At 55.1% G+C, this 21011-nt stretch carries 20 protein-coding genes; 7 read left to right on the top strand and 13 right to left on the bottom strand.

Annotated features, from left to right (window positions below):
• Nucleotides 1-161 precede the first annotated feature (161 nt).
• Nucleotides 162-818, top strand: a complete 657-nt coding sequence (locus FEAC_RS02660) for a class I SAM-dependent methyltransferase (RefSeq protein WP_052565351.1) — start codon at nucleotides 162-164, stop codon at nucleotides 816-818.
• On the opposite strand, the gene FEAC_RS02655 is transcribed toward FEAC_RS02660, so the two are convergent.
• The 3 genes from FEAC_RS02655 to FEAC_RS02645 are packed head-to-tail and all read right to left on the bottom strand — an operon-like array spanning nucleotide 804 to nucleotide 3678.
• On the bottom strand, nucleotides 804-1790 hold the full coding sequence (locus FEAC_RS02655; protein WP_035389504.1) for a hypothetical protein: 987 nt from the start codon (nucleotides 1788-1790) through the stop codon (nucleotides 804-806). The genes FEAC_RS02660 and FEAC_RS02655 overlap by 15 nt on opposite strands.
• Nucleotides 1790-2452 (bottom strand): class I SAM-dependent methyltransferase, encoded by a 663-nt coding sequence (locus FEAC_RS02650; protein WP_052565349.1) that lies wholly within the window; start codon nucleotides 2450-2452, stop codon nucleotides 1790-1792. The genes FEAC_RS02655 and FEAC_RS02650 overlap by 1 nt, the downstream gene beginning before the upstream one ends.
• Nucleotides 2449-3678 carry a glycosyltransferase family 4 protein gene (locus FEAC_RS02645; RefSeq protein WP_052565347.1) on the bottom strand — a complete coding sequence of 410 codons (1230 nt, stop codon included), beginning with the start codon at nucleotides 3676-3678 and terminating at the stop codon, nucleotides 2449-2451. Before FEAC_RS02645 ends, FEAC_RS02650 begins: the two co-directional genes overlap by 4 nt.
• A 166-nt stretch (nucleotides 3679-3844) precedes the next feature.
• Between FEAC_RS02645 and FEAC_RS02640 the strand changes: the two genes are divergently transcribed.
• Nucleotides 3845-5050, top strand: a complete 1206-nt coding sequence (locus FEAC_RS02640) for a magnesium transporter MgtE N-terminal domain-containing protein (RefSeq protein WP_160290314.1) — start codon at nucleotides 3845-3847, stop codon at nucleotides 5048-5050.
• A 131-nt stretch (nucleotides 5051-5181) separates the two neighbouring features.
• Here FEAC_RS02640 and FEAC_RS02635 read toward each other — a convergent pair whose 3' ends face one another.
• On the bottom strand, nucleotides 5182-6771 hold the full coding sequence (locus FEAC_RS02635) for an NRAMP family divalent metal transporter (RefSeq protein WP_236684588.1): 1590 nt from the start codon (nucleotides 6769-6771) through the stop codon (nucleotides 5182-5184).
• Nucleotides 6772-6971: 200 nt separating this feature from the next.
• Nucleotides 6972-7694, bottom strand: a complete 723-nt coding sequence (locus tag FEAC_RS02630) for a class I SAM-dependent methyltransferase (RefSeq protein WP_052565344.1) — start codon at nucleotides 7692-7694, stop codon at nucleotides 6972-6974.
• Nucleotides 7695-8057: 363 nt separating this feature from the next.
• Between FEAC_RS02630 and FEAC_RS02625 the strand changes: the two genes are divergently transcribed.
• Nucleotides 8058-8606, top strand: a complete 549-nt coding sequence (locus FEAC_RS02625; RefSeq protein WP_160290313.1) for an SOS response-associated peptidase family protein — start codon at nucleotides 8058-8060, stop codon at nucleotides 8604-8606.
• Here FEAC_RS02625 and dxs read toward each other — a convergent pair.
• Nucleotides 8551-10452: a 1-deoxy-D-xylulose-5-phosphate synthase gene (gene dxs, locus FEAC_RS02620; protein ID WP_035389506.1), complete on the bottom strand. Its 1902-nt coding sequence runs from the start codon at nucleotides 10450-10452 to the stop codon at nucleotides 8551-8553. The genes FEAC_RS02625 and dxs overlap by 56 nt on opposite strands.
• 186 nt (nucleotides 10453-10638) lie before the next feature.
• Here dxs and FEAC_RS02615 point away from each other — a divergent pair, with 186 nt between their 5' ends.
• The 3 genes from FEAC_RS02615 (at nucleotide 10639) to FEAC_RS02605 (ending at nucleotide 11919) form a co-directional block, all read left to right on the top strand.
• Nucleotides 10639-10974 carry a lycopene cyclase domain-containing protein gene (locus FEAC_RS02615; protein WP_035389508.1) on the top strand — a complete coding sequence of 112 codons (336 nt, stop codon included), beginning with the start codon at nucleotides 10639-10641 and terminating at the stop codon, nucleotides 10972-10974.
• Nucleotides 10974-11306: a lycopene cyclase domain-containing protein gene (locus tag FEAC_RS02610; RefSeq protein ID WP_152623037.1), complete on the top strand. Its 333-nt coding sequence runs from the start codon at nucleotides 10974-10976 to the stop codon at nucleotides 11304-11306. The genes FEAC_RS02615 and FEAC_RS02610 overlap by 1 nt, the downstream gene beginning before the upstream one ends.
• Before the next feature lie 142 nt (nucleotides 11307-11448).
• Nucleotides 11449-11919, top strand: a complete 471-nt coding sequence (locus tag FEAC_RS02605; RefSeq protein WP_052565337.1) for a sterol desaturase family protein — start codon at nucleotides 11449-11451, stop codon at nucleotides 11917-11919.
• Between the two features lie 101 nt (nucleotides 11920-12020).
• Here the strand turns inward: FEAC_RS02605 and FEAC_RS02600 are convergent, their stop codons facing one another.
• Together FEAC_RS02600 and FEAC_RS02595 are read right to left on the bottom strand one after the other, a co-directional pair.
• A complete protein-coding gene (locus FEAC_RS02600) occupies nucleotides 12021-12686 on the bottom strand; it encodes a response regulator (protein WP_035389510.1) in 666 nt (221 codons plus the stop codon).
• On the bottom strand, nucleotides 12686-13948 hold the full coding sequence (locus FEAC_RS02595) for a sensor histidine kinase (RefSeq protein WP_052565336.1): 1263 nt from the start codon (nucleotides 13946-13948) through the stop codon (nucleotides 12686-12688). The genes FEAC_RS02600 and FEAC_RS02595 overlap by 1 nt, the downstream gene beginning before the upstream one ends.
• Nucleotides 13949-14150: 202 nt before the next feature.
• Between FEAC_RS02595 and FEAC_RS02590 the strand changes: the two genes are divergently transcribed.
• The gene (locus FEAC_RS02590; RefSeq protein WP_052565334.1) at nucleotides 14151-14585 is read left to right on the top strand and encodes a DUF6069 family protein; all 435 of its coding nucleotides are present in this window, start codon (nucleotides 14151-14153) and stop codon (nucleotides 14583-14585) included.
• Nucleotides 14586-14878: 293 nt separating this feature from the next.
• Here the strand turns inward: FEAC_RS02590 and FEAC_RS02585 are convergent, their stop codons facing one another.
• From FEAC_RS02585 to FEAC_RS02565, 5 genes are all read right to left on the bottom strand, one after another.
• Nucleotides 14879-15724, bottom strand: a complete 846-nt coding sequence (locus tag FEAC_RS02585; RefSeq protein WP_035389512.1) for a DUF6671 family protein — start codon at nucleotides 15722-15724, stop codon at nucleotides 14879-14881.
• 83 nt (nucleotides 15725-15807) lie between these two features.
• Nucleotides 15808-17073 (bottom strand): acyltransferase family protein, encoded by a 1266-nt coding sequence (locus tag FEAC_RS02580; protein WP_035389515.1) that lies wholly within the window; start codon nucleotides 17071-17073, stop codon nucleotides 15808-15810.
• Between the two features lie 360 nt (nucleotides 17074-17433).
• Nucleotides 17434-18291, bottom strand: a complete 858-nt coding sequence (locus tag FEAC_RS02575; RefSeq protein ID WP_052565333.1) for a phytoene/squalene synthase family protein — start codon at nucleotides 18289-18291, stop codon at nucleotides 17434-17436.
• Nucleotides 18288-19775: a phytoene desaturase family protein gene (locus FEAC_RS02570; RefSeq protein WP_035389517.1), complete on the bottom strand. Its 1488-nt coding sequence runs from the start codon at nucleotides 19773-19775 to the stop codon at nucleotides 18288-18290. Before FEAC_RS02570 ends, FEAC_RS02575 begins: the two co-directional genes overlap by 4 nt.
• The gene (locus tag FEAC_RS02565) at nucleotides 19775-20869 is read right to left on the bottom strand and encodes a polyprenyl synthetase family protein (protein WP_052565331.1); all 1095 of its coding nucleotides are present in this window, start codon (nucleotides 20867-20869) and stop codon (nucleotides 19775-19777) included. The genes FEAC_RS02570 and FEAC_RS02565 overlap by 1 nt, the downstream gene beginning before the upstream one ends.
• Between the last annotated feature and the right edge of the window lie 142 nt (nucleotides 20870-21011).

Here is a 21011-nt window from a genome sequence, read left to right as displayed (position 1 = left end):
TTGGGTTCCGACCAGAGCAGCTATGCGTTATCGGCTTGAAATGTGAGTGAAGCCGGAATCGTAGAGATGCAGAAAGGAAGGAGTCGACCTTTGACGTTAGAAAATGGGTCGTTCTCTGTCGGTGGTGATCCAAGCATTGCTCCTAAATCAGCAGCTCTCAGATGATCAGTGACGTTGAGCTAGCGTCAGCGCTCGATTTTGCTGCGACGGTACCAGGGTACTTCCCTTTGCGACAATTGAGAGGGCTCTCACGGCTAACTGAGCTAGCCCTAGCGAGGTCAGAGGGACCATTGCTCGAGATTGGGAGCTACTGCGGACGTTCGACCGTGGTGCTCGGTACGATTGCGCGCCATCACCATCGCTCGCTGATCACAGTAGATCGCCATCTTGGGTCGATCGAGATGAAGCCGCCGTTCCCCTATTATGACCCAGCCATAGTCGATCGAGTCCACGGACGTCTAGATTCAAGCACTATATTGATGGACACGCTCGAACTCGCGAACCTCCGTGATCAAGTAACCGTACTGATAGCCAGCAGCAAGGTCCTAGCTACACTACTGAGACCCGGCTTCGCGATGATCATGATCGACGGTGGCCATGATCCGCTGTCGGCGTGGACAGACTACCTCTGTGCGATTGCGTTGCTCGCCGACAACGGCATGATCATCATCGATGACGTCTTCGAAGATCCGGCACTCGGCGGACGACCACCCTATGAGATTATGGTGGCAGCACTCCACTCTGGATTCAGACTGGTGGATCGCGAAGGACCATTGGTTGGGTTACAACGACACCCGGTGAACTCACTCCCGCGCTAGGATACCCTCGATGAGACCCGAAGGTCTTCCGAGGGCGACGAGGTAGTGGGCGATAATTACCGCCGCTGCAGAGTAGGCGCTCTCCTCCTCCGATGGGAAGCTTACCCTGTCGGGGAGGACCCAGCCGGTCAAGTATCCTCCATCGCCGCAACGTAGCTGCTCTATGTCCTGTAGCATCTGCCGCGCCATACCAAGTTCGCCGATACGGACCAAAGCCATCGCCGTCTCGGCCGTCTCCGCCGCCGTTACCCAGCCGCTGTCTGCAATAGCTTGTATACCGCACCCGGTTACATAGTGACGCAGTAGAAATGCCTTCATCCGCTTACTTGCGTCCACATCATCGAGAACTCCCGCCAGAATCGGATAGTACCCGTCCATCGCCCAGGCCTCCTTGGCCAGAAACTGGCTGTGAGGGTCGCTAATGTAGTTGCACAGTGCAGATGCGGCCTCTTTGATTCGTGGACGATTTCGACCGATCATCATATCCAACGCCTCTATCGCCTCAAGCGAGAGCAGCATTGCCGATGATCCAGCCAACAAAGAGCCTTCTAGCGCCGTTCGATCAGGCGACAGAGCCCAAGGGAACGAACCATCACTTCGCTGTTGATCCAGGACAAAATCAACGGTTACGTCAAAGGAGACTAGAAAGCTGCGCACACTGCTCATGTCTCTCGCGCTTACCAGATAGGCGAGCAACCCTACCGCCGGGTATAGACAGTTATTCAAATCGATACGCGGCTCAAGAACCGCTGAACTCGTAAAGAACTGGCAGTAAGAGCCATCGCGATTCACAGCCGATGCCAGCCATTCGATACCTCGCTTGGCGGCTCGGTGTCGACCACCGAGCGTTAAAGCAACCACCGCCTCAGTGTGGTTCCATGGATCAGCGTGACTCCCCTTCGCCCATGGAATCAAACCACGTCGATCCTGGAGAGCACAGATACTATCTAGCGTCGCCTCTAGTTCGATCATCAGCGGTCGATCCTCAAATACAGGACGATACTTTTCCCGAGCACCGGATTCGCGATCGACTCGATGTGAGTAAGCAATGGTGACCGACCCATGAGTTCACTAACCAATGCTCGTTCGTACCAGCGTACCGGCACAACTTTGGGAGAGTGCTCTATGCCGACAAAGGACTTCAACCACCAGTAAGGACTGTGGAGCGCGTGGCTGTGGTGAGTCTTCACTGTGGCAAAACCCGCCTCCCGGGCTAGAGCACTGAGCTCACCACGAGTGAAGATGTGGATGTGGCCACCAGGGACACTGTGATACTCTAGAGAGAGCAGCCAATTAATCGCCTCAGGCCCGCAACGAGGCACTGAGATTACCACCATTCCCCCAGGACTTACGATGCGAGCACACTCCTGGAGAACTATGAGTGGATCTGGGACGTGTTCGAGCACCTCTGAGACGACGACGAGATCGAAGCTCGCATCCAAGAAGGGGAGATGATGTGCATCTAGCTGCACCACGCCACCCGAAGCGGCATGGATCTCCGGTCGCAGATCCCCGGCGACAACCCAAGCGCCCTTGGCGTCCAGAGCACGCAGGTGTCGGCCAGTGCCTGCGCCGAGATCGAGCACCCGAGAATGACTAATGTCGTCAAGCTCCTCCCAGCGAAAGCTGATCATGGCGTTCCACTCACGAGTCCACGGTACTGATCTAGAGTCGCGAGCGCCGTCTGGCGCCATGAGAACCGCGCAATAGCGCGCTCTCTTGCATAGAGTCCACGCTCGAGAGCTGCTGGACCAGCCGCCAGCACAGCCTCAATCGCCTCCGCCAAGGCTCTTGCTGAACCTGCTGTTGTCATCGCCCCCGCGTCGCCTACCACCTCAGGCAAGGCACCTCCTCGTGCGGCTACCAGCGGGACTGCGCATGCCATCGCCTCTACTGCTGGCAATGAGAATCCCTCGTACAACGATGGCACAACAGCCACACTTGCGCGTGCATAGACGTGCACCATCTCCTCACGCGTGAGGGCTCCGGTCACCGTTACCCTGTCTTGGAGCCCGAATCGAGCGAGCAGTGCTCGGAGTTGGTTCGAATTCTCATGAGGTCCCATAATGATAAGCCTTGTCCATGGCAACAGGCTCACCGCTTCGATTAGATAGCGCAGCCCCTTCAAGGGGACATCAGCACTTGCAGTGGTACAGATCAACCCCTGCTCACGAGGAATATCAGGATGAGGAGCATAGAGATCGGTGTCAACACCTATAGGCACCACAGAGATCTTGCGACGATCAACACCAAGTTCTCTCGCCAGATCTCCGGCAGACGACTGCGAGACCGTGAGAATTCGAGGGATCTCGCGTGCCACAGATACCTGCATAGGAATAAAGCTATAGAAGCGGTGGAGACCAACTCGAGCTTTGATCGATTCGGCGGCCTCAAGAGCGAGCCTACGATCGACACTAATCGGGTGGTGGATTGACGAGAGTATCGGAACTCCCTCGCGCGCCAGCCTCGCAAGCGTCCAGTTCAGAGACTGGTTATCGTGAACAAGGTCAAAATCATGCCGAAGCTCGTCAAGATACCTCCGTAGTCGCCATCCAAAACCTTTTGGATCCGGGAAGGCACCCACGCTCATGAGTCCGAACTCGAAGAGATCTTCGATGCTCTTGAATTCGTTGAGGCTTGGAAATCGAAAAGGGTCTGGCTCCCTCAAGAGGTTTAGTCCGGGCACCTTGTGCAGAGTCACGCGTGGATCAAGTTGTGGATACGGCGGTCCAGCGAAGACCTGAACATCATGCCCCAACCTGGCGAGCTCTCGCGTCAAAAAAGCGGTGTAGACACCCTGGCCCCCTGAATGCGGATTCCCACGATAGAGGGTGAAGGCTATCCTAAGTTTGTCAATCATTCGCCACTGCGGCGATCTCACTCCACGGTATCACGGACCATAGCTTACCGCTCGGTAGCCTCGTCAGTCGGTCGGCCCAAGACGCTCGGAAAACATAAGCGAAGGTACTACACTTATCAACCTGATGGATCAACTCCTATGGTTTACCGAGGTTGTCCGAAATCCCGTGTTTGTACAGGGATCAGAGATTGGCAAGGTCGAAGACGCCGTTCTTCGACTCGAGGAGGCAAGATATCCGGTCTTGACCGGCTTCTTGGTCTCAGTCAACGATACCTCCATTTTCATATCCAGCGACAAGCTGGTGCGCCTCACAGAAGAGTCAGTCGCAACCGACCAGGCCCTCTCAGAATTCTCTGCATTTGAACGTCGACCTCAAGAGATACTGATCGAACGCGATCTTCTCAATCACCACCTGATATGGACAAAATCCAAATTACGACCGCGTTTGGTAACCGCCAAAGACGTCGGTTTCAACTGTGAACAGACAATCTGGCGCGCCGTCTCAATTGACGCCGCTACCGCACACCGGAGTAGATGGCTTAAAGCGAAGCGATCGGCAAGAGAGCATTCGTTGGTTGACTGGCTCGACCTCGTTCCCCTGGTTGGCCATGTGCCAAGCGCGCGCAAACGTCTAGAACTCCGCAGCATCCGCAAGCTCCACCCTGCTCAGCTAGCCGACCTCTTGGAAGAGGCCTCTGAAGTTGAAGGGCAGGAGATTCTAGGTGCCTTGCAAGCAGACCCTGAATTTGAGGCAGACGTCGTCGAAGAGTTGGCGCCAGCGAGACAACGCGACGCCATCCGCCATCGTACCGATACAGAAGTTGGCGAGCTGCTCAGCGAGATGGAGCCTGACGACGCCGTAGATTTACTTCTCAGCCTCGACCAGGATAGGCGTGAGGGAGTGTTGGCGGCGGTGCCCGTTGACGCTCGTGAGCCAATTATTAGGCTACTCAACTACCATCCGGAATCAGCAGGTGGCCTCATGACGACCGATGTCATCACATTAGACCCAAACATGACGGTGGCCGACGCCTGTGAGGTGCTGAGAAACCGCGATGCACTTCCACACAACCTGTGGTCGATCTTCCTGACCGATGGCTCGGGCCACCTCTACGGCCAAATCGCCATCTCTGCCATGATCAGCGCTGACCAGCAAGACACGCTCGCCAAACACGCCGAGACAGAACCTCCGGTTGTGCAGCCCGGCTCCGACCTCAGCGAAGTGGCCGTGCTGATGGCCGACTACAACCTCGCAGCGCTAGCGGTAGTCGATGACGACGGTCTTCTACTCGGATCGGTTACCGTTGACGACGTACTGCCACGGACGATCACGCCAAGCTGGCGCCGACGCCAAGAGGCACTCAGCGAATAGCAACCGGACCATCACGAACAGAGGTCGACTATAGCTGCCACTCTCGGCATGTTGGATCGGCACTCCCCACACCGTCGGCCACAATGCGAGTCACAGAAGCTGCGAACGACCTTAATCTGGCCGTTAGCGAGTTAACCAGAACCAAGGCGTACAAAACTGATCACCATCAGGATGACCGCGATGATCAGGTAGATGCGTACGAAAAGAAGAACTAGTCCGCGACCACGCGACTGGGGGGGACGGTGCAGGAGTGCCGACGCAGGCATCGACCAACTAAGGCGTGCTACTCTGTCAATGTGCTCCGGAGTGCGTATCTTCACCTGGTAGATCGCCACACCGACGGTCACAACAACAACAGGGATAAAGGTGCCAATCAAGAGTCCAGTCACCGAGATGGTGGGCAAGACGGTCACGATCGTCAAAATCAACGAGAGCTGCAACAGCAACGAGACGATAAAAGTCGCGAGAATATTGAGCCACGGTGGATTCATCCAAGGGCCCATAATCTCTTTGTCGTTGCATAGTAACAGAAGAAACAGCAGGGCGCTAGGGAGCAAAACTCCCGCCAAAACCTGAACGGCGAGATTAACCAGGCTGAGTGGTAACGATGGGATGAGCACTACACCAGCCGAAATAGCGACTAAGAGAATATAAGAGGCGTAAAAGCCTTTGGCCTCCCGAACTGGTGTATTCAGCGATTGATCGACGCCAAAAAGATCGCCAAGCGCGTACGAGGTCGAGAGTGTGACCGTTGCTGCACCGATTAGAGAAGCCTCAAGGAGGATTATCGCAAAGATGACACCGGTGATCGCACCCGCATGGCTAGCAAACCCCTGGGCGAGTTGCCCAGCGTCTTGGAAAGCACCTACCTTGAAGCCAACAAACACCGCGGCTGCCGCGATCATCACGCAAGCCGCTGCCGCATTTGTCACGATGGCACCAATAAAGGTATCTGCTCGTTCGTACTTAATCCAGCGTGGTGTGATCCGCTTGTCTACCACGTTGGATTGCTGAAAAAATAGTTGCCAGGGCGCAATGGTTGTTCCGACGATACCGATTATAAAAATAGTCGCCGTCGATGTGATGCCACCTTTTACTCCAGGAATCAACAGGCCAGTAGCGACGCCACCCACATGCCAGTGAGTCAAGAGCACCAGCGGTATCACCAAGAGACTTACGAGCACGAGCACGAGCATAAAACGCTCCCATCGCTCGAACCGTCCGCTCGCGACGGCGCCTACCAGGACGATACCCATCACCGTAACCGCAATTGCTGGGGGTACGCCAAAGTAGCCGAGTGCATAGCGAACACCGATGAACTCAGTTATGAGAGTCAATAGATTGAGCGCAAAGAGGTCCACTACTGAAAAGGCTGCCCAGAACCTACCAAAGCGCTCCTTGAGTAGTTTCCCGTGGCCTACACCGGTAACAGCACCGAGCCGTACCACCATCTCTTGCGAGACCGCCAATACGATCACCAAGACCGGCATGAGCCATAGCAGGGTATAACCATACGCTTGACCAGCCTGCGCGTAGGTAGTGATTCCGCCTGCATCGTTGTCTCCAACCATGACAATTATGCCAGGGCCAATTACCGCGAGAAGCGCAAGCAGCTTTCGTTTGAGTGACGGAGAAGAGCGCAGCTCGCCGACGGAAATTTTACCGAGTCCACCGCGAATAGCTGATTCATCGTTGTCCAAACGTGGGTCGAGGTTTTGCACAACAGAGACCTCCTTCTGCCAGGGGAGATGCGACTTTGGAACTGAAGAAAAAGCGGCTCGCTACGCGCGATCCGCTAACAGATGAGGAGTGGTACTTGGGGGTTCCGATCGCACCAATACCTCCTCTCCAAAGCGCCTGTGCTTGAAAGGCTTGTTGTCGTCTAGCTGGCAAGCATTCCGCCAACTACTCTAGTCGACGCCTAGTGAGGCTCCTGCCCACCAGGTTTGTCGCCAACGACCACTCCGGCCTCAGCGACAACAGTCAACACCTCGATATTGTGGAATCCAGCATCGAGAAACAGCTGCATCCAGCGCTCCTTCGCTATCGGTTTCTCTTGGACTCTAAACAGATAGCGAAACGCATTCTTCGCGATTCGCCAGTAACCTCCGACTCCCTTGGCTGCAAGTAGTCTTACCTTACCCAAGATAACCTGACGATCCTCTGCGGTGCCACCACGGCCAAACATCATGTCTCCAATTACCAAGCGACCGCCTGGTTTCAACCATGAGTAGCAGAGATTGACTACCCTAGCCTTGCCATCGTCATTCAGATGATGGAAGACGTAATTCGAGACGATCAAATCAATTGACCCTGGATCAACCTCTAGGCGCTCGAGAGGAGAGACTCGACCCTCCACGTTGGTGTACCCTTCCTCGGTCGCTCGTGCCAAGAAGCGTGTGACCATACCCTCAGAGATGTCTACCCCTATCATCTCGGCGACTTGAGGGGCGAGTACAAGGCTGACCTGTCCAGATCCACAACCAAGGTCGAGAGCACGCATCTCCAGAGTAGGTGAGGCCTGGTCGACAACTGCATCTATGACCCTACCAAGATTTGGCGACGCTTCGTGTTCCCACGACTCCACCCGACGCTGCCAAACAAAGTGCTGAATGCGAACCGTGAAGTCCTCGAAGATACTCATAGCAGCATTAGTCTAGGCAACGAAGGGGGACCATCGGCTGAACCTCCTGAGCACACCAAGCGGGACCAACAACTATCCACCCACAATAAGCACGTGACTTGCAAAGAAATTACCGATGGTAGCAACGTATAGCGTACTCCAACTATAGCTTTGCAAGGATGACGGGACTTGAGTGAAGACTCGTGCGTAACGATGATCAACAACCCTGGTGCCGACCCTTGTGAGCTTGCACCTCCGAGAGTCCTCTCGACGAGCAAGTAAGCTAGAACTCGAACTCACACGGGCGGGGGTATGTGCGCACGATTCGAACAAAATATCGGCCCAGCCGAGTGCCATCAGCTTTTGTTGACACTGGGTTTGACGATGGTTGTGCCAAGCCCACGGGCTCCGACGGTTCTACCGACCGATCAGGCCATCGTTTTTTCCCGAGAACGAATCTTTCAGGCATCATTTGGCTTCCGGCGCGTGGGTAGACCCATGCTGATCAATGCACGATCAGAGAGTATGCACGAACGTCCTACCTTCAGACGCCTTCTCGATCGAGGGCGGGCACTGGTGCCAATGAATGGATTCTACGAGTCCGGACCGGCTGGCATCGTCCTCTTTAGCCCATCGGCGACAACTCCGTTGATCTTCGCCGCTGGGTTAGTCGACTACTCGCTGCAGTCTTTCGTGATCCTCACTCGAGATGCAGACGAGTTCGTAGCGCCTATCCACGGCAGAATGCCGGCACTGGTTCGACCATCGAACGCCCTAAGCTGGCTTGTAGATGGGGTGCTCCAGTACGACGCAATCGCCCTCGACACCACTACCTTGCCCACCTCAGAGCGAAAAAATCGGCAGCTGAAAACAGCGACTAACGCCCAGTGCGACGAACCGGGTCCTCTGTTCGAGCAAGGAAGGCTCGAATAGAACCAGCAATACCCAAGCCATCAAGTCCAAGTTCGGTAAGAAGCGCATCCGCATTCCCGTGTGGTAGGTACTCGCTCGGCACACCAAGATGACAAAAGGCCACATGAGGGTTGATCTCATGCACGATCTGAGCAAGGTACTCACCCGCGCCTCCATGAATGAGACCATCTTCCACCGTGATCACTTGAACTGCCGCTCCGAGTCGCTCAACCAACTCGAGCGGACAGGGTCGGATAACCCTCGGATCAACCACGGTGCAGTCGTATCCGTCCGCCTCCAACAGGTCTGCGGCAAGAAGAGCTGGAACCAGCATCTTCCCTATTCCAACCACCACCTGTCGGCTCGAGCCCTCACGGACCACTCGAGCGTGCATGCCTTCTCCAACTCCACCTCGCACCATTCGAGGGGCAAGGGTCTTGGAGAATCTGAGCGAGGAGGGGCCCTCGATCGCGATGGCTGAACGGAGTTGAACGCGCAACTCCTCTACCGATGAGGGTACGAAAACTGTCATGTTAGCGACCGAGAGCATCTGCACCAGGTCCAGGATGCCGTGATGGCTCGGTCCATCATCACCGGTAATTCCGGCGCGATCCATGACGAAGGTAACTCCGAGATTGTGGAGCCCTACGTCGAGGTTCACCTGATCAAAGGCGCGCGACATAAAGGTTGAATAGATTGCAACCACGGGATGCAGGCCGGCCATCGCCATTCCAGCCGCCGAGGTCACCGCGTGTTGTTCAGCGATTCCCACATCAAAATAGCGATGAGGGAACGCTTCTTCAAAAGGAAGTAGCCCTGTAGGGCCACCCATAGCAGCCGTCAAAACTACCACTGATGGATTCTCGCGGCCGATTCGGACGAGCTCAGTTGAGAATGTCTGGGTGTAAGACAAGGGTGGACCACCCTCAACGTCCGAAAAGACCTGTGGAACCTTAAGATCATGTAGACACTGCAACTCATCATCTTCGGCAGGAGGATAGCCCTTGCCCTTCTGAGTGAGCACGTGGATCACTATCGGTCCATTCCACTCCTTGGCGCCGGCGAGTGCGTACTCTAACTCAGAGATATCGTGACCGTCAATGGGTCCGGTGTAGCGCACCCCGAGCGCCTCGAAGAACACCCGGGGTTCGATCGCTTCACGCAAAGCAGACGTCATGTTTGCAAGAGAACTTACTGCACGATTCCCAACCTTTGGCAGGTCTGTGATTACCTGCTTAATACGGTTACGAGCCTGAATATAGGAGGGGTTCAGCCGAAGCTTTGTCAACGATGATGAGAGTCTCGAGATCGTGGGGGCGTAGGAGCGTCCATTGTCGTTCCAGATGATGATAATAGGCAGACGACGGTGACCTATATTATTAAGCGCCTCGTACGCCATTCCTCCCGTCAATGCACCATCACCAACGACCGCCACTACCCTCCGAAGTGGCAGAGCGGCGGGATCATCGGCTCCGAGCTGAAACGCCGCAGCCATGCCATAAGCGTAGCTGAGAGCCGTGGAGGCATGCGAATTCTCGATCCAATCGTGCTCTGACTCGGACCTATTTGGATAACCGGAAATTCCTCCGCGTCGACGTAATGAATCAAAGTCGGCATTTCTACCAGTGAGGAGCTTGTGCGGGTAGGCCTGATGTCCAGTGTCGAAGAGAATCACATCACGAGGAGAGTCAAAACTGCGGTGGAGCGCCAATGTGATCTCGACCGACCCAAGGTTGGAGCCGAGATGCCCGCCATTTTTCGAGACCGTACCCACTATTCTGTGGCGAAGCTGGCTCGCGAGATCCTCAAGCTCGGCAATGCTCAACTCCGCGAGGTCACTCGGACCCTTAACGTTCTCTAATTCCATATGACCTACCGACTCTATCCGTCCTGCGACGCTGCAAAGGACTACTACAAAATACTACTACGGCGGGCGTCCTCATAGAACGCCAACTAGCCCGGTTTCAGGATTCCGCCCAGGGCGTGGAGCGGCGCTCAACCAGGCGCCGGCAGGCCCAGAGTTAGCCACTGGACGCGTTAGGCTATCAGAGCGATGGCTCATCTCCAGTACCTTATATTGATGGCCCTCTGCCTCATGGTCACCCTCCCACTTGAGTTGCTTGGTGCACGGGTTTGGCGTCAGCCTCGAAGACTCGCGCCGACAATAGCAATCGTCGCAATCACCTTCTCGCTCTTTGACGCGTTCTCAATCCACCAACGGCTATGGACCTACGCGAGCCAATTTACCACCGGAATCAGGCTAGCCGGTGTTCTGCCCATCGAAGAGGTTGCGTTCTTTATCGTGATACCCATCTGTGCCCTATTGACCTTTGAAACAGTTCGCCACCGCCAGCAGATCGTCGCGCGGCTAAAGCAACGGAGAGGCTGATGGGCATCTATACAGCAGAGGCGCTAGCGGCAGTCATCGTCACCGTTATCATCGACCTCTTGATCACCAGGTCGGGTGCGATTAGAACTCTCAACTTCTGGATTACCTGGATCATCGTGGCACTCTTCCAAATTCCTGTGGATGGCTGGCTCACCAAGCTGTCGAGCCCCATCGTCATCTACAATCCTCACCAGTTCTCCAAGATTCGATTCCCTTTCTCGATTCCGATCGAAGACTTCGCCTATGGGTTTGCACTCACGCTTCTCACGATCACGTTGTGGCTTCGCCTGGCACCCAAGAGCCACTCCGTCAGCAAGGACAGCGCAGGCTAAGCAGGCACAAAGCCTGAATTCACGGCCGCGTCCGCACCTAGGATTGCAGTAATTGGCATCTCAACAACCAACTCATCCATAACACCCGAGAATAATTAACCCGACTCCAGGGTTAGAATGAGAGAGACACAAGGAGAGCTGAATGACCTTTGTCGCGATTATCATCGCCACCTTTATCGTCATGGAACCAGTAGCGTATCTTGCTCACCGGGCGATCATGCACGGCGTAGGCTGGGTTCTCCACGCCTCGCATCACCTTCCTCGAGAGACTCGGTTTGAAGCCAACGACCTGTTCCCCATCGGGTTTGCCTTACCCACCATCATCCTCTTTTGGCAAGCTACCTCACATCATCCGATCCTGCTACCGATCGCTATCGGCATCACGCTGTACGGTGCCGCCTATAGCTTCGTGCATGACTTCTACATTCACCAACGCCTCGGCGCGATACCCAAAGTGCGCTATCTTGAGTACCTAAAACGTTGCCATGCCCTCCACCATCTCTATAACGAAGAGCCCTACGGTATGCTTGCCCCAGTGATACCAGCTCGACTCAGACCCATGATGCAGCTCGAGGTCGTCCAGAACTGGAATCCGAGTTCGATAAAGTCGTAGTCGGTCAGCCAAGGCTGAGTCCACGGCGACTAGATCAGCTCCAATCGGACCGACTCCTCCCCGGTGAACGAAGGGTTGTCTGAGGCTTTGTTGTGCCTTCGTCATGACAGAGAGGGACGGATCAGGCCAGTCTCATAGGCGATAACCACAAGTTGAGCACGATCGCGCACCTCAAGCTTCGACATGATGTGGCTGACATGGGTCTTAACCGTCAATGGGCTGAGGTAGATCTTCTCGGCAATCGCAGTGTTGCTGAGACCAGATCCAACGAGTACGAGCACCTCTCGCTCTCGATCGCTCAAGATATCGAGCGCAGATTGGTTCGTCGGTACCGGGGTACTCCTCCTCGCAATGTTGGCGATTAGTGATCTAGTTACACTCGGAGATAGCAGTGCTTCACCTCGATAGACAACTCGTACCGCATTAACCAGTTCGGACGGTTCACTTTCTTTGACGAGAAAGCCACTAGCGCCATTCCTAATGGCCTCAAGTATGTACTCGTCCTCTGCGAAGGTGGTGAGCATGATGATGCGCGTCTCAGTGAGATCGGGATCGGCCGCGATAATCTTGGTCGCTGCCAGTCCATCCAGGATAGGCATTCGAATATCCATCAAGACGACGTCAACGGGTTGTACGTGCAACAGCTCCATCGCGGCTTTGCCATCAGCCGCCTCGGCAACCACCTCAATATCGTCAGCTGACTCTAGTAGCACTCTCAACCCAACCCGAATCAGCGCCTGGTCGTCGACGAGCATTAGACGGATCATCAGCGACCATCAGAGTGGTTGACACCAGATTGTGATGTGTTGCTGAGCCCAGAGGCTGTCATGTCCTCCAGGCTCGCTCCTTCTTTGAGTTGTAGGACCACTCGTATTTGAAAGCCGTCATCACCGAGAGGGCCAGCGGTGAAGGAACCTGAGAGTGATCGCACTCGTTCTTGCATGCCGATCAGACCCGACCCTGCTCCTTCTTGAAAGTCAGAGACTGGGCTACTGGTAGTGTTTGTCACCTCGATCGTCAACGAAGTCGGGGTGTACGCAAGCGTTACCTGAGTAGTCGGGTTCTTCGCATGTCGTGCCACATTGGTGAGAGCCTCCTGGATAATGCGGAAGCTCGCCAGTACAACCTCGGTGGGAAGCTCGCCAGGTTCACCACTAATGACAAGTGTGGTAGACACGCCAGCTTGACTCCAGTCAGCTATGAGCCTTTGAATCGCAGGCAAATCTGGGACAACTTCGCCGTGAGCCTCGTCCCGTTCCGGCGGTCGCATAATCGCCAGGATTGACCTCAACTCCTTAAGCCCTGATTTACTAGCCGAACGAATCTCAACGATAGCTGTCGAGGCGCGACTGGGATCAGTGTCGATAAGTAGCTGAGCAGCGCTGGCTTGGATGTTAATCATGGCCATCGTGTGGGCTACGACGTCATGTAGTTCTCGAGCGATTCGCATCCGCTCTTGGTTGATAATCAGATGGATCTCTTCCTCGCGAGCTCGTTCAACGTCACGTTGGCGCGCTTGCGCCTCCTCCCGCCAAAGGCGTCGAGCCGAGGCGACTCCGCCAAGGGCGAGGGCTGCGATCATCTCCGGCCACATGGTGAGGCCAGGACCGCCAATGAACCCAAATGGCCCAAATGCGCCATTTGCGAACCAGAGCACGATGGTGGCGGCCAGTCCAACTAGAGCCGTCTTCCGCCAGCTATCCTCCTGGGCCATCCAGAAGCCTGCCACAAGTATTGGAACAAGTGTCGCCCCGTTCAACTGACCAAGAGCCGACCATGCGATCGCAGCAATGACGGTGAAGAGAAACACCGCCACTGGGTGCTTACGGACAAAGAGAAGGGCTATCGCTGCTGCTAACGGAATCATGAACGCGATAAGCGGAGGCTGGGAGATGAGATGGAGCCCTGAGTAATGGTTCTGAGGATGGGCCTCGACCCAGGCGCCGACAACTGCAAGGATTGCGACTATCCCGGTGCCAATTGGGACCGACCAGAATCGCGACTGTCGGAGTTTCAACAAAACATTCATTAACCATCCAGCCTAGGGCGCCAATTCAGACAGCTCATGCTGCTGAAGGTGCTCCCTCTTCTACTCCGAGAGGAGTAGCGGGGAGCCCAGATGGAGGTAGAAGGATCGCTCCCTGTGGGTCATGACCGATGAGATCTCTTCTCAATAGGTTAATCAACAGCAATGCAGTGGGCATGGCATAAACCCGAAGGAGGGGAAATAAATGACGATAGTGGCGAATCACGAGCAGTTAAGCAGTCCCGTAAAGATGAGGATCTTTGCCGTTCATAATGCGGTTGTGGCCGCAGTTGTCGCGTGGGTTGTAGAGGTTCACGTACTCGGGATCCATCTTGGAATTCGATTTGGAACTGGAGCCGCAACCACTTTGGGGCTCGCCCAAATCATCGGCGTGAGCCTAGCAGTTTCACTTCTTGGATGGGCGCTGCTCTCCATCGCGGAGCGAAGGCTACCTCGTGCGACCATCCTTTGGACGGTGGTCGCCGTTGGAGTGGTGGTGGCATCGCTTGCCCTTCCGCTGACAGCCACAACGTCCACCACTGCCATGATTGGCCTCATAATAATGCACATCCTGATTGGAGCTGGGTTCATACCGTTTATGTACCGGTCGAGTCTATCGAGGTCAGTGCGCACGCTCTAAGCACAAAGCACTCTCGGCGCAATACGATCGGCGCACAATGTCGGCGTCGATGTGAAAGAGATGCAAGGTCCTTCGCGTGCTGGATGTTCAGTCCAGCTCTTTGTCTGCCATTATCCATCGTTCGGAGGACCTTGCCTACTCCTCCGAGGTGGCATCCTCCCCGCCCTTAAGGAGGGGCTTCCAAAGCGGCGTACGCAGCTTTGGGCGTAGTGGTGCGCTTCACTGTGAAACTAAGTCGCTGCAAAGTCTCTATGCCATCTTCTTCACAACTCCGCAGAGATCCAACATCACTCTTATGGATTGCAGAAGGCGCACTGCGTCGGATCCGCCAGTGAGGCGATCGGCGTCCGTATCCGCTCCCCACATCGGGAACAGCCCTCGACAATCGCTCGATCCAGGCTGGTCTCTGCACCACAGGCTCGGCAAGGCAATCCAGATTCATGCTCCAGCAGGCCAAAACCCGGACACGAGCAGCTTGGACAGCGACACGCTAATCGTTGGGCGAGCCGATCTGCGGCCTCACGAATCACCGTTCTTCGTGTAGGGCATAGATGGGCACGCTGATCGGTCTCGATGACTACCTCTCCATCGGTGGAGATCCCGGATATCCTAAAGAGAGCATCTTTCAACTGCTCGAGGGTAACGATACCCTTGACGAGATCGCCTAGATCTCCATCGCCTCGTCTCACGATTAGGCCTTGGGCGGGGAAATCTACACGTTGCAAGAATCTAGTCAGATCGTCACCAACTCGAGCTCGAGTCGAGGCCACCACTGTCTCGAAGCTCATCGCCTCCTCTACAACCACCAGCCCTAACTCGACATCGACAAACCCGATGAGCTCATGATCGTAGGTCAACACAGGCAGATCTGGGTACGGTCCGAGTGTCCCCTCTGATGCAACTCCCCGCGGCAATCCAGCAGCGATTAGGCCGGCACGAGCCTTGGCGAGCACAGTATCTCGGGCAGATCCCTGCCGAGGAACTTCGCCTGCGAAAGTACCAAAGCGGTCAGTATCGAGCGCAACGACACGGGTGACTAGACCGACACCAAAAAGGGGAGGAGCTATCTCCCGCTCTTTGCCGTGTCGAGTCGCAAGCGCCACCAGTGCACCATCCCAGGGAGTAAGAGACGTTTCCATGATTGGCTAGCTATTGTGTCTTATTGTAGATCCAAAAACTCATATGAATCTCACGCTATCCGCGCTGGTCCAAAGAAGCGCCATCAATCCCGGAGCTTGCGACTGCTGACCGATCCGCGCTTGATCTCACCTTTTCTTCCCTTGAGCTTGTATGCAACAATCTCCACCCCACTGGTCATGGCTGATTTCAACCAACTCCCGCAGCGCCGTGACCATCGTAGAGGATCGGGAGAACGGGTCAAGACACGCTCGATGGGCGCCTGAAACAGATGATGCAGGGCGATAGCGACGACGATCGCAATGCCAAGGTAGCCCGCAAAGACGAGAACTCCCTCAAGGCCGCCGCTATTATTCCAGACTCCTAACGGTTGCACCAACAAAAACAATGGCTTATGGACCAAGTAGAGCTCGAAAGAGATCACACCAAGATAGGTGAGTTTGCGACTTGTCAGTATCGATTCATCATGGCGAAGATCCTTAGAAGCAGCAGAAACCAGCATGGCCACGAAGGCCGGCAACGCCACCAAAAGCACCAACGGTCGTGGTAGTCCATTGTTGTGATAGAGCGAGTAGAAAGCACCCACCGCTACTAGCGCTCCAAGCCAGACAAGTGCAGCAGCGAAGACAAGCGTGGGTTTAGGGAATCGTAGGCCGCCTGCAACCGCTCGAGCCATCAACATACCAAGCAGGAAGAATCCAAACTGGTAGGGAGGAAAGACAAAGAATAACCAATAGCGAACCGGCTCAGATACGCCAGTTAAGTTTGCGATGAGCGGAGCCATAACGAGGAGCAATAACGTAACAGCACCCAAGGTCCAAAATCCGGTGGTCCGCAGTCGCTTCACTCCTGCTAACACAAATGGGAAGACGAGGTAGAAGAAGATCTCGCACGACAGCGACCAACTTACTCCATTACCGCCAAAGTAGATTCGTTGGCTTGGCCACCACGCCTGAAGGAGGGTGAGTTCTAGCACCTTGCCCTTGACTCCAGGAATACGTTCATACTGAGGAAGCGCCAGGTAGGCAAATACCATCAACGCAAGTGTGATTGGGTAAAGCTTGGCAACTCTGCGCCACCAAAAACTGCGTACCTGTGGGCGTCGGTTCGCCCACGCCCAGGTCAAGACAAAGCCAGAGAGGAGAAAGAAGAACTCGACACCGCCATAGCCATAGACTTCAGCCTTGCGCAACACGCGAACGCTGGTGAAGAAATAGCCAACATGGCAAAGCACCACACCAATCGCTGCGAATAATCTCAGTGAGTTCAGTCTTGGCAGTCGCTGTGAGCGCTGCGGTTGGACAGACTTGGCGGGTTGAATCCCCTTGGCAGGCACCGTCGCAGTTGTCATGACCCACCCGAATCTACCGGCTCAACCTCATTCGATTCGTAATCGTCTCTGTGAACCGTAGTAAAATCGAGTTTGCTAGCAACCTCGACTCCTGCTTTACGCAGGTTCAATCTACAGGAGCGCTCCAGCTCCTTCCAAGAGGTTAGAAATCCACGATCCTGGTCCTAAAATACCTGGGTTCTTTAGTAGACCGACCTTCTCCTCGCAATATTTGGTTGAGCATCCTCTGTCAGCCCATGTGGTCGCAGAGAGAACTTTGGGACACCACACCTCTCCCTCCAACAAGTTGCTAACCAATGAGCTCCTACCCCGTCCAAACACAGGGGTTAAGTCGAGTCGACAAGCGCCCTTACCCGTCAACTAGGGACGAAAACCAGCTCGTATCAGGAGCTTCACACGCTTGGTTCGACTTACCACAGCCCGAGCGGTAAACACGTCATAATTAACTCGCTCAATCTCATCTAGTATCGCTGCATATAGGTTGCGAGCAGCTCGAATACACCGAAGTGCCCTCCCTTGCAGGTAATCATCACCTGCAAATGAGTCTGAATACCAACCCCGAGTTCTCGCAATTTCGAAGGCCATCAGCTCGCGAAACTCATCCGTAACCCTGCGAGAGCCAAAAGAGTCCCAGGCGCCAAAGCGCTCGATGTCCTCCTCAGGGATGTAGATGCGACCACGATTGAGATCTTCCCCAATATCGCGCAGGAAATTAGTCATCTGGAAGGCGTTGCCGAGCGCTCGCGCCGGTGCGCGCGCACCTGGATCATCAGCCCTAAGAATAGGGAGCATCATCTCGCCAATCACTGCGGCCGAACCGTCCATGTAGGCGAGTAGGTCCGCAAGACACGGGTAGCGACTGACGAGAAAATCCTGACGCATCGAGGTAAGAAAACGCTCGAAGTACTCGATTGACATACCAAAATGCTCGATCGTCGCAATAGTGGCCGCCAGAATGGGATCTTCAGAGCTACCACGGCACACCTCCGTCAAGAAGCGCTCACGGAAGCCATCGACCTTACGAAGACGTAGTGCTGGATCATCATTCTCAACATCGACGATATCGTCGACATAGCGACAGAAACCGTAGAGCGCAAAGACGTAGGGACGCACGTCGCCTGAGAGCAGCAGTGACGCTAGGTAATAGGTTTTGCCATGGCGTTGGTTGAGCGCTCGTGCAGGCGCTACCACCTCTTTAGAGAGTTTTTCTGTTGTCATCTAAGAAGATCCTTGGCGAGTCCGGCCGACAACCTACCGGAGACCATCACCAACGGAAGGCCAACACCTGGAGTAGTCCCAGACCCAGTACGAACCAAATTATGAATCGTTGGATCTACCATAGATGGCCGAAACGGGCCGCTTTGAAAAAATGTATGCGCAACCGAAAAGGGGGTGCCTGCGTCCATTCCCATTCGAGCCCAGTCACGCGGATCAAGATCATAACGAACGACAGTCTCGAAATCTCTAGCGATCCCGGAACGCTCCAATCGTCGATCGAATCGGCTGACAAAGCCATCTGACAATCGTTCCCAATCGAACCTCCCCTCCAAGCTCGGAGTGGGTTCAAGTGCATAGACGATGTGCGCACCCTGAGGAGCTAGCTCAGGATCTGATCGCGTTGGTACGCTGATCAGAGTCGAGGGATCGGCCATCACACGGCCGTGGCCAACCAGGTCATCAAACGCCTCAGACCACTCGGAGGCAAAGAAGATGTTGTGATGACCAAGGGTATTCGGCAGTTCTCCACGAATCCCACGTAGTGAAAGAAAACACGATGGCGACATCTGCCAGCGCAGCCCGCCTCGGCGCCGGAATGGTCTGCCGAGCATGCGTGAAAGTTGTCCGGGGTCGGTCGAGGTGATGACGGCATCACATGCCAACGACCCTTTGTTGGTGATGACGCCAGTGACCTGCCGCTCGTGCAACACGAACGCCTCCACCTCATGTTCGTAGCGAAAATCGACTCCGAGATCTAGAGCCAGCCGCTCGAGCGCATCGACTGCGGCTCGCATGCCTCCCACCGGCTGAACCACTCCTAACACGACATCCATATAGCTGATGATCGCAAAAATCCCTAGGGCTTTAAGCGGAGAAAGTCCAGCGTACAACGCCTGAAAACTAAAAAGCCGCTGGAGGCGTTCATCACTAAAGTAGTGCTCGACGACACTAGGAAGGCGTTGGAACCCGCGCAGACGCGCCAGTCGTATCAGGGAGCCTGGGTCGCGCAACAGTGCAGCCACACTATTGAGTTGTGCATCAATAAACGATGGAAATTCGACAGCGAACAACTCTTCGAGGTAACGGCGGAACCGCAGATAGCCCTCGGCTTCGCTCCGCGAGACATGGGTCTCGATCTCGGCATACATCTGGTCAGGATTAGAGAAGGTGGACAGCCGACCACGACCGTCAATAGCATGAGCATCGGCGAACACGGCTCGATAGCCTGGTTCAAGTCGCCTAAAGGCGACGTAATCATCTGGGTCGACTCCTGCCCTACGAAAGATGTCACGAAACAGCTCTGGCATCGTAAATACGGTTGGCCCAGTATCCATCATGAAACCGTCTCTGTCATAACGACCGGAGCGCCCTCCTGGGTAGGAGAGCCTATCCACCACCGTCACACGGACGCCCTGGCGAGCGAGCTCAACAGCTGAAGTCATTCCAGCAAAGCCAGCGCCCACTACCACGACCGAAGGTGGCATCAATTCAGCCTATCGACCACAAATCCTGCCATCTCTCCTAAGGCAACTCGCGCCTCCTGGGTGAAAGAAAGTTCGTCAAGCGCCTGCATCGACCGCAAGAACAGCTGATCGATTCTGTCCTCCATCGCCTTCAGCGCGCCAGTACTCGCTATCATCTCTTGCAAGGCTGCCACCTCGCTGGCCGATAGATCATCGCGGCCGAATAGCCCTTCAAACAGTTCGAGTTCGTTGGCTGAGCACATCTGACATGCCAACCCAATCAGCAACGTCTGCTTCCCTTCCCTAAGGTCATCGCCAACCGGCTTCTTGGTGCGTTCAGTCTGGCCAAATACTCCAAGAACATCATCCCTGAGCTGGAATGCCATACCAAGCGGGACGGCGAAATGGGTAATAGCCTCGGATGCTGCAAAATACTGGCCTGCGAGCGCTGCGCCGATATGCATCGGTCGCTCTACTGTATACTTACCAGATTTGTAGAGCGCGATGCGCTCGGCCTTTGCCAACGTCGTACTCGAGGCAAAGCTGCCAGATACATCGAGCGACTGACCCAGATTTACCTCTAGTTTCAACTCCGCATACAGCTGTCTCGCGCGTCGATTAGCATCTAAAAGCATTTGATCTGCGTATGCAAAGGCAAGGTCCCCAACGAGTATCGCCATCGAGTCCCCGTACTGGATCGACGAGCCTCGTAACGCCTCCTGACGATGCTGTGATGCAAATGCGGTATGCACAGACGGCTCCCCCCGACGCATGTCAGATCTGTCCATCAAGTCATCGTGAATCAGCGCGAATGTATGGAGCAGCTCGAGTCCCATCAACGTCTTCATCAAGCCAGGGTCATCAGCATCAGCTCCCATACCGACGGCAGTCCAGTAGCAAAAAGCTGGTCTCAAGCGCTTTCCGCCGGAGATCACAAAGCGTCGCAGGGCCTCAAGTGGAACTGCGAAGTCAGAATCGACAAGGCTCCAACGGGTTTGTTCGGTCGTGAGGAAATTCAGAAGCTCGAACTCAACTCTTTTGGAGATCTCGACAATCGAACGTGGAGCTGCCACCTCAATCATCATGCGAGCCAACGAATCGTCCTCCTCCAGCACACCAACTCCCTTTCGCTAGGATCACTGACCGTTACAACCACTGAGAGGCTGCATCCTCTTCCCGTTTTCAGGCAGATTACCGGCAAGCTGCACGAACGTTGCCCGGGACAAGGTCGATGCAGGGATACCTACAGTCTCCAGC

It is taken from the genome of Ferrimicrobium acidiphilum DSM 19497 (assembly GCF_000949255.1).
Classification (GTDB): Bacteria; Actinomycetota; Acidimicrobiia; order Acidimicrobiales; family Acidimicrobiaceae; genus Ferrimicrobium; species Ferrimicrobium acidiphilum.
Note: the sequence above shows the minus strand (reverse complement) of the source record. Positions and strands in the feature narration are given on the sequence as shown.

Bases quoted from the DNA above. Each gene is read 5' to 3' on its own strand.
- FEAC_RS02660 (WP_052565351.1), top strand. From the start codon at position 162: ATGATCAGTGACGTTGAGCTAGCGTCAGCGCTCGATTTTGCTGCGACG.
- FEAC_RS02655 (WP_035389504.1), bottom strand. From the start codon at position 1,790: ATGATCGAACTAGAGGCGACGCTAGATAGTATCTGTGCTCTCCAGGAT.
- FEAC_RS02650 (WP_052565349.1), bottom strand. From the start codon at position 2,452: ATGATCAGCTTTCGCTGGGAGGAGCTTGACGACATTAGTCATTCTCGG.
- FEAC_RS02645 (WP_052565347.1), bottom strand. From the start codon at position 3,678: ATGATTGACAAACTTAGGATAGCCTTCACCCTCTATCGTGGGAATCCG.
- FEAC_RS02630 (WP_052565344.1), bottom strand. From the start codon at position 7,694: ATGAGTATCTTCGAGGACTTCACGGTTCGCATTCAGCACTTTGTTTGG.
- FEAC_RS02625 (WP_160290313.1), top strand. From the start codon at position 8,058: ATGGTTGTGCCAAGCCCACGGGCTCCGACGGTTCTACCGACCGATCAG.
- dxs (WP_035389506.1), bottom strand. From the start codon at position 10,452: ATGGAATTAGAGAACGTTAAGGGTCCGAGTGACCTCGCGGAGTTGAGC.
- FEAC_RS02615 (WP_035389508.1), top strand. From the start codon at position 10,639: ATGGCTCATCTCCAGTACCTTATATTGATGGCCCTCTGCCTCATGGTC.
- FEAC_RS02610 (WP_152623037.1), top strand. From the start codon at position 10,974: ATGGGCATCTATACAGCAGAGGCGCTAGCGGCAGTCATCGTCACCGTT.
- FEAC_RS02605 (WP_052565337.1), top strand. From the start codon at position 11,449: ATGACCTTTGTCGCGATTATCATCGCCACCTTTATCGTCATGGAACCA.
- FEAC_RS02600 (WP_035389510.1), bottom strand. From the start codon at position 12,686: ATGATCCGTCTAATGCTCGTCGACGACCAGGCGCTGATTCGGGTTGGG.
- FEAC_RS02595 (WP_052565336.1), bottom strand. From the start codon at position 13,948: ATGAATGTTTTGTTGAAACTCCGACAGTCGCGATTCTGGTCGGTCCCA.
- FEAC_RS02590 (WP_052565334.1), top strand. From the start codon at position 14,151: ATGACGATAGTGGCGAATCACGAGCAGTTAAGCAGTCCCGTAAAGATG.
- FEAC_RS02585 (WP_035389512.1), bottom strand. From the start codon at position 15,724: ATGGAAACGTCTCTTACTCCCTGGGATGGTGCACTGGTGGCGCTTGCG.
- FEAC_RS02580 (WP_035389515.1), bottom strand. From the start codon at position 17,073: ATGACAACTGCGACGGTGCCTGCCAAGGGGATTCAACCCGCCAAGTCT.
- FEAC_RS02575 (WP_052565333.1), bottom strand. From the start codon at position 18,291: ATGACAACAGAAAAACTCTCTAAAGAGGTGGTAGCGCCTGCACGAGCG.
- FEAC_RS02570 (WP_035389517.1), bottom strand. From the start codon at position 19,775: ATGCCACCTTCGGTCGTGGTAGTGGGCGCTGGCTTTGCTGGAATGACT.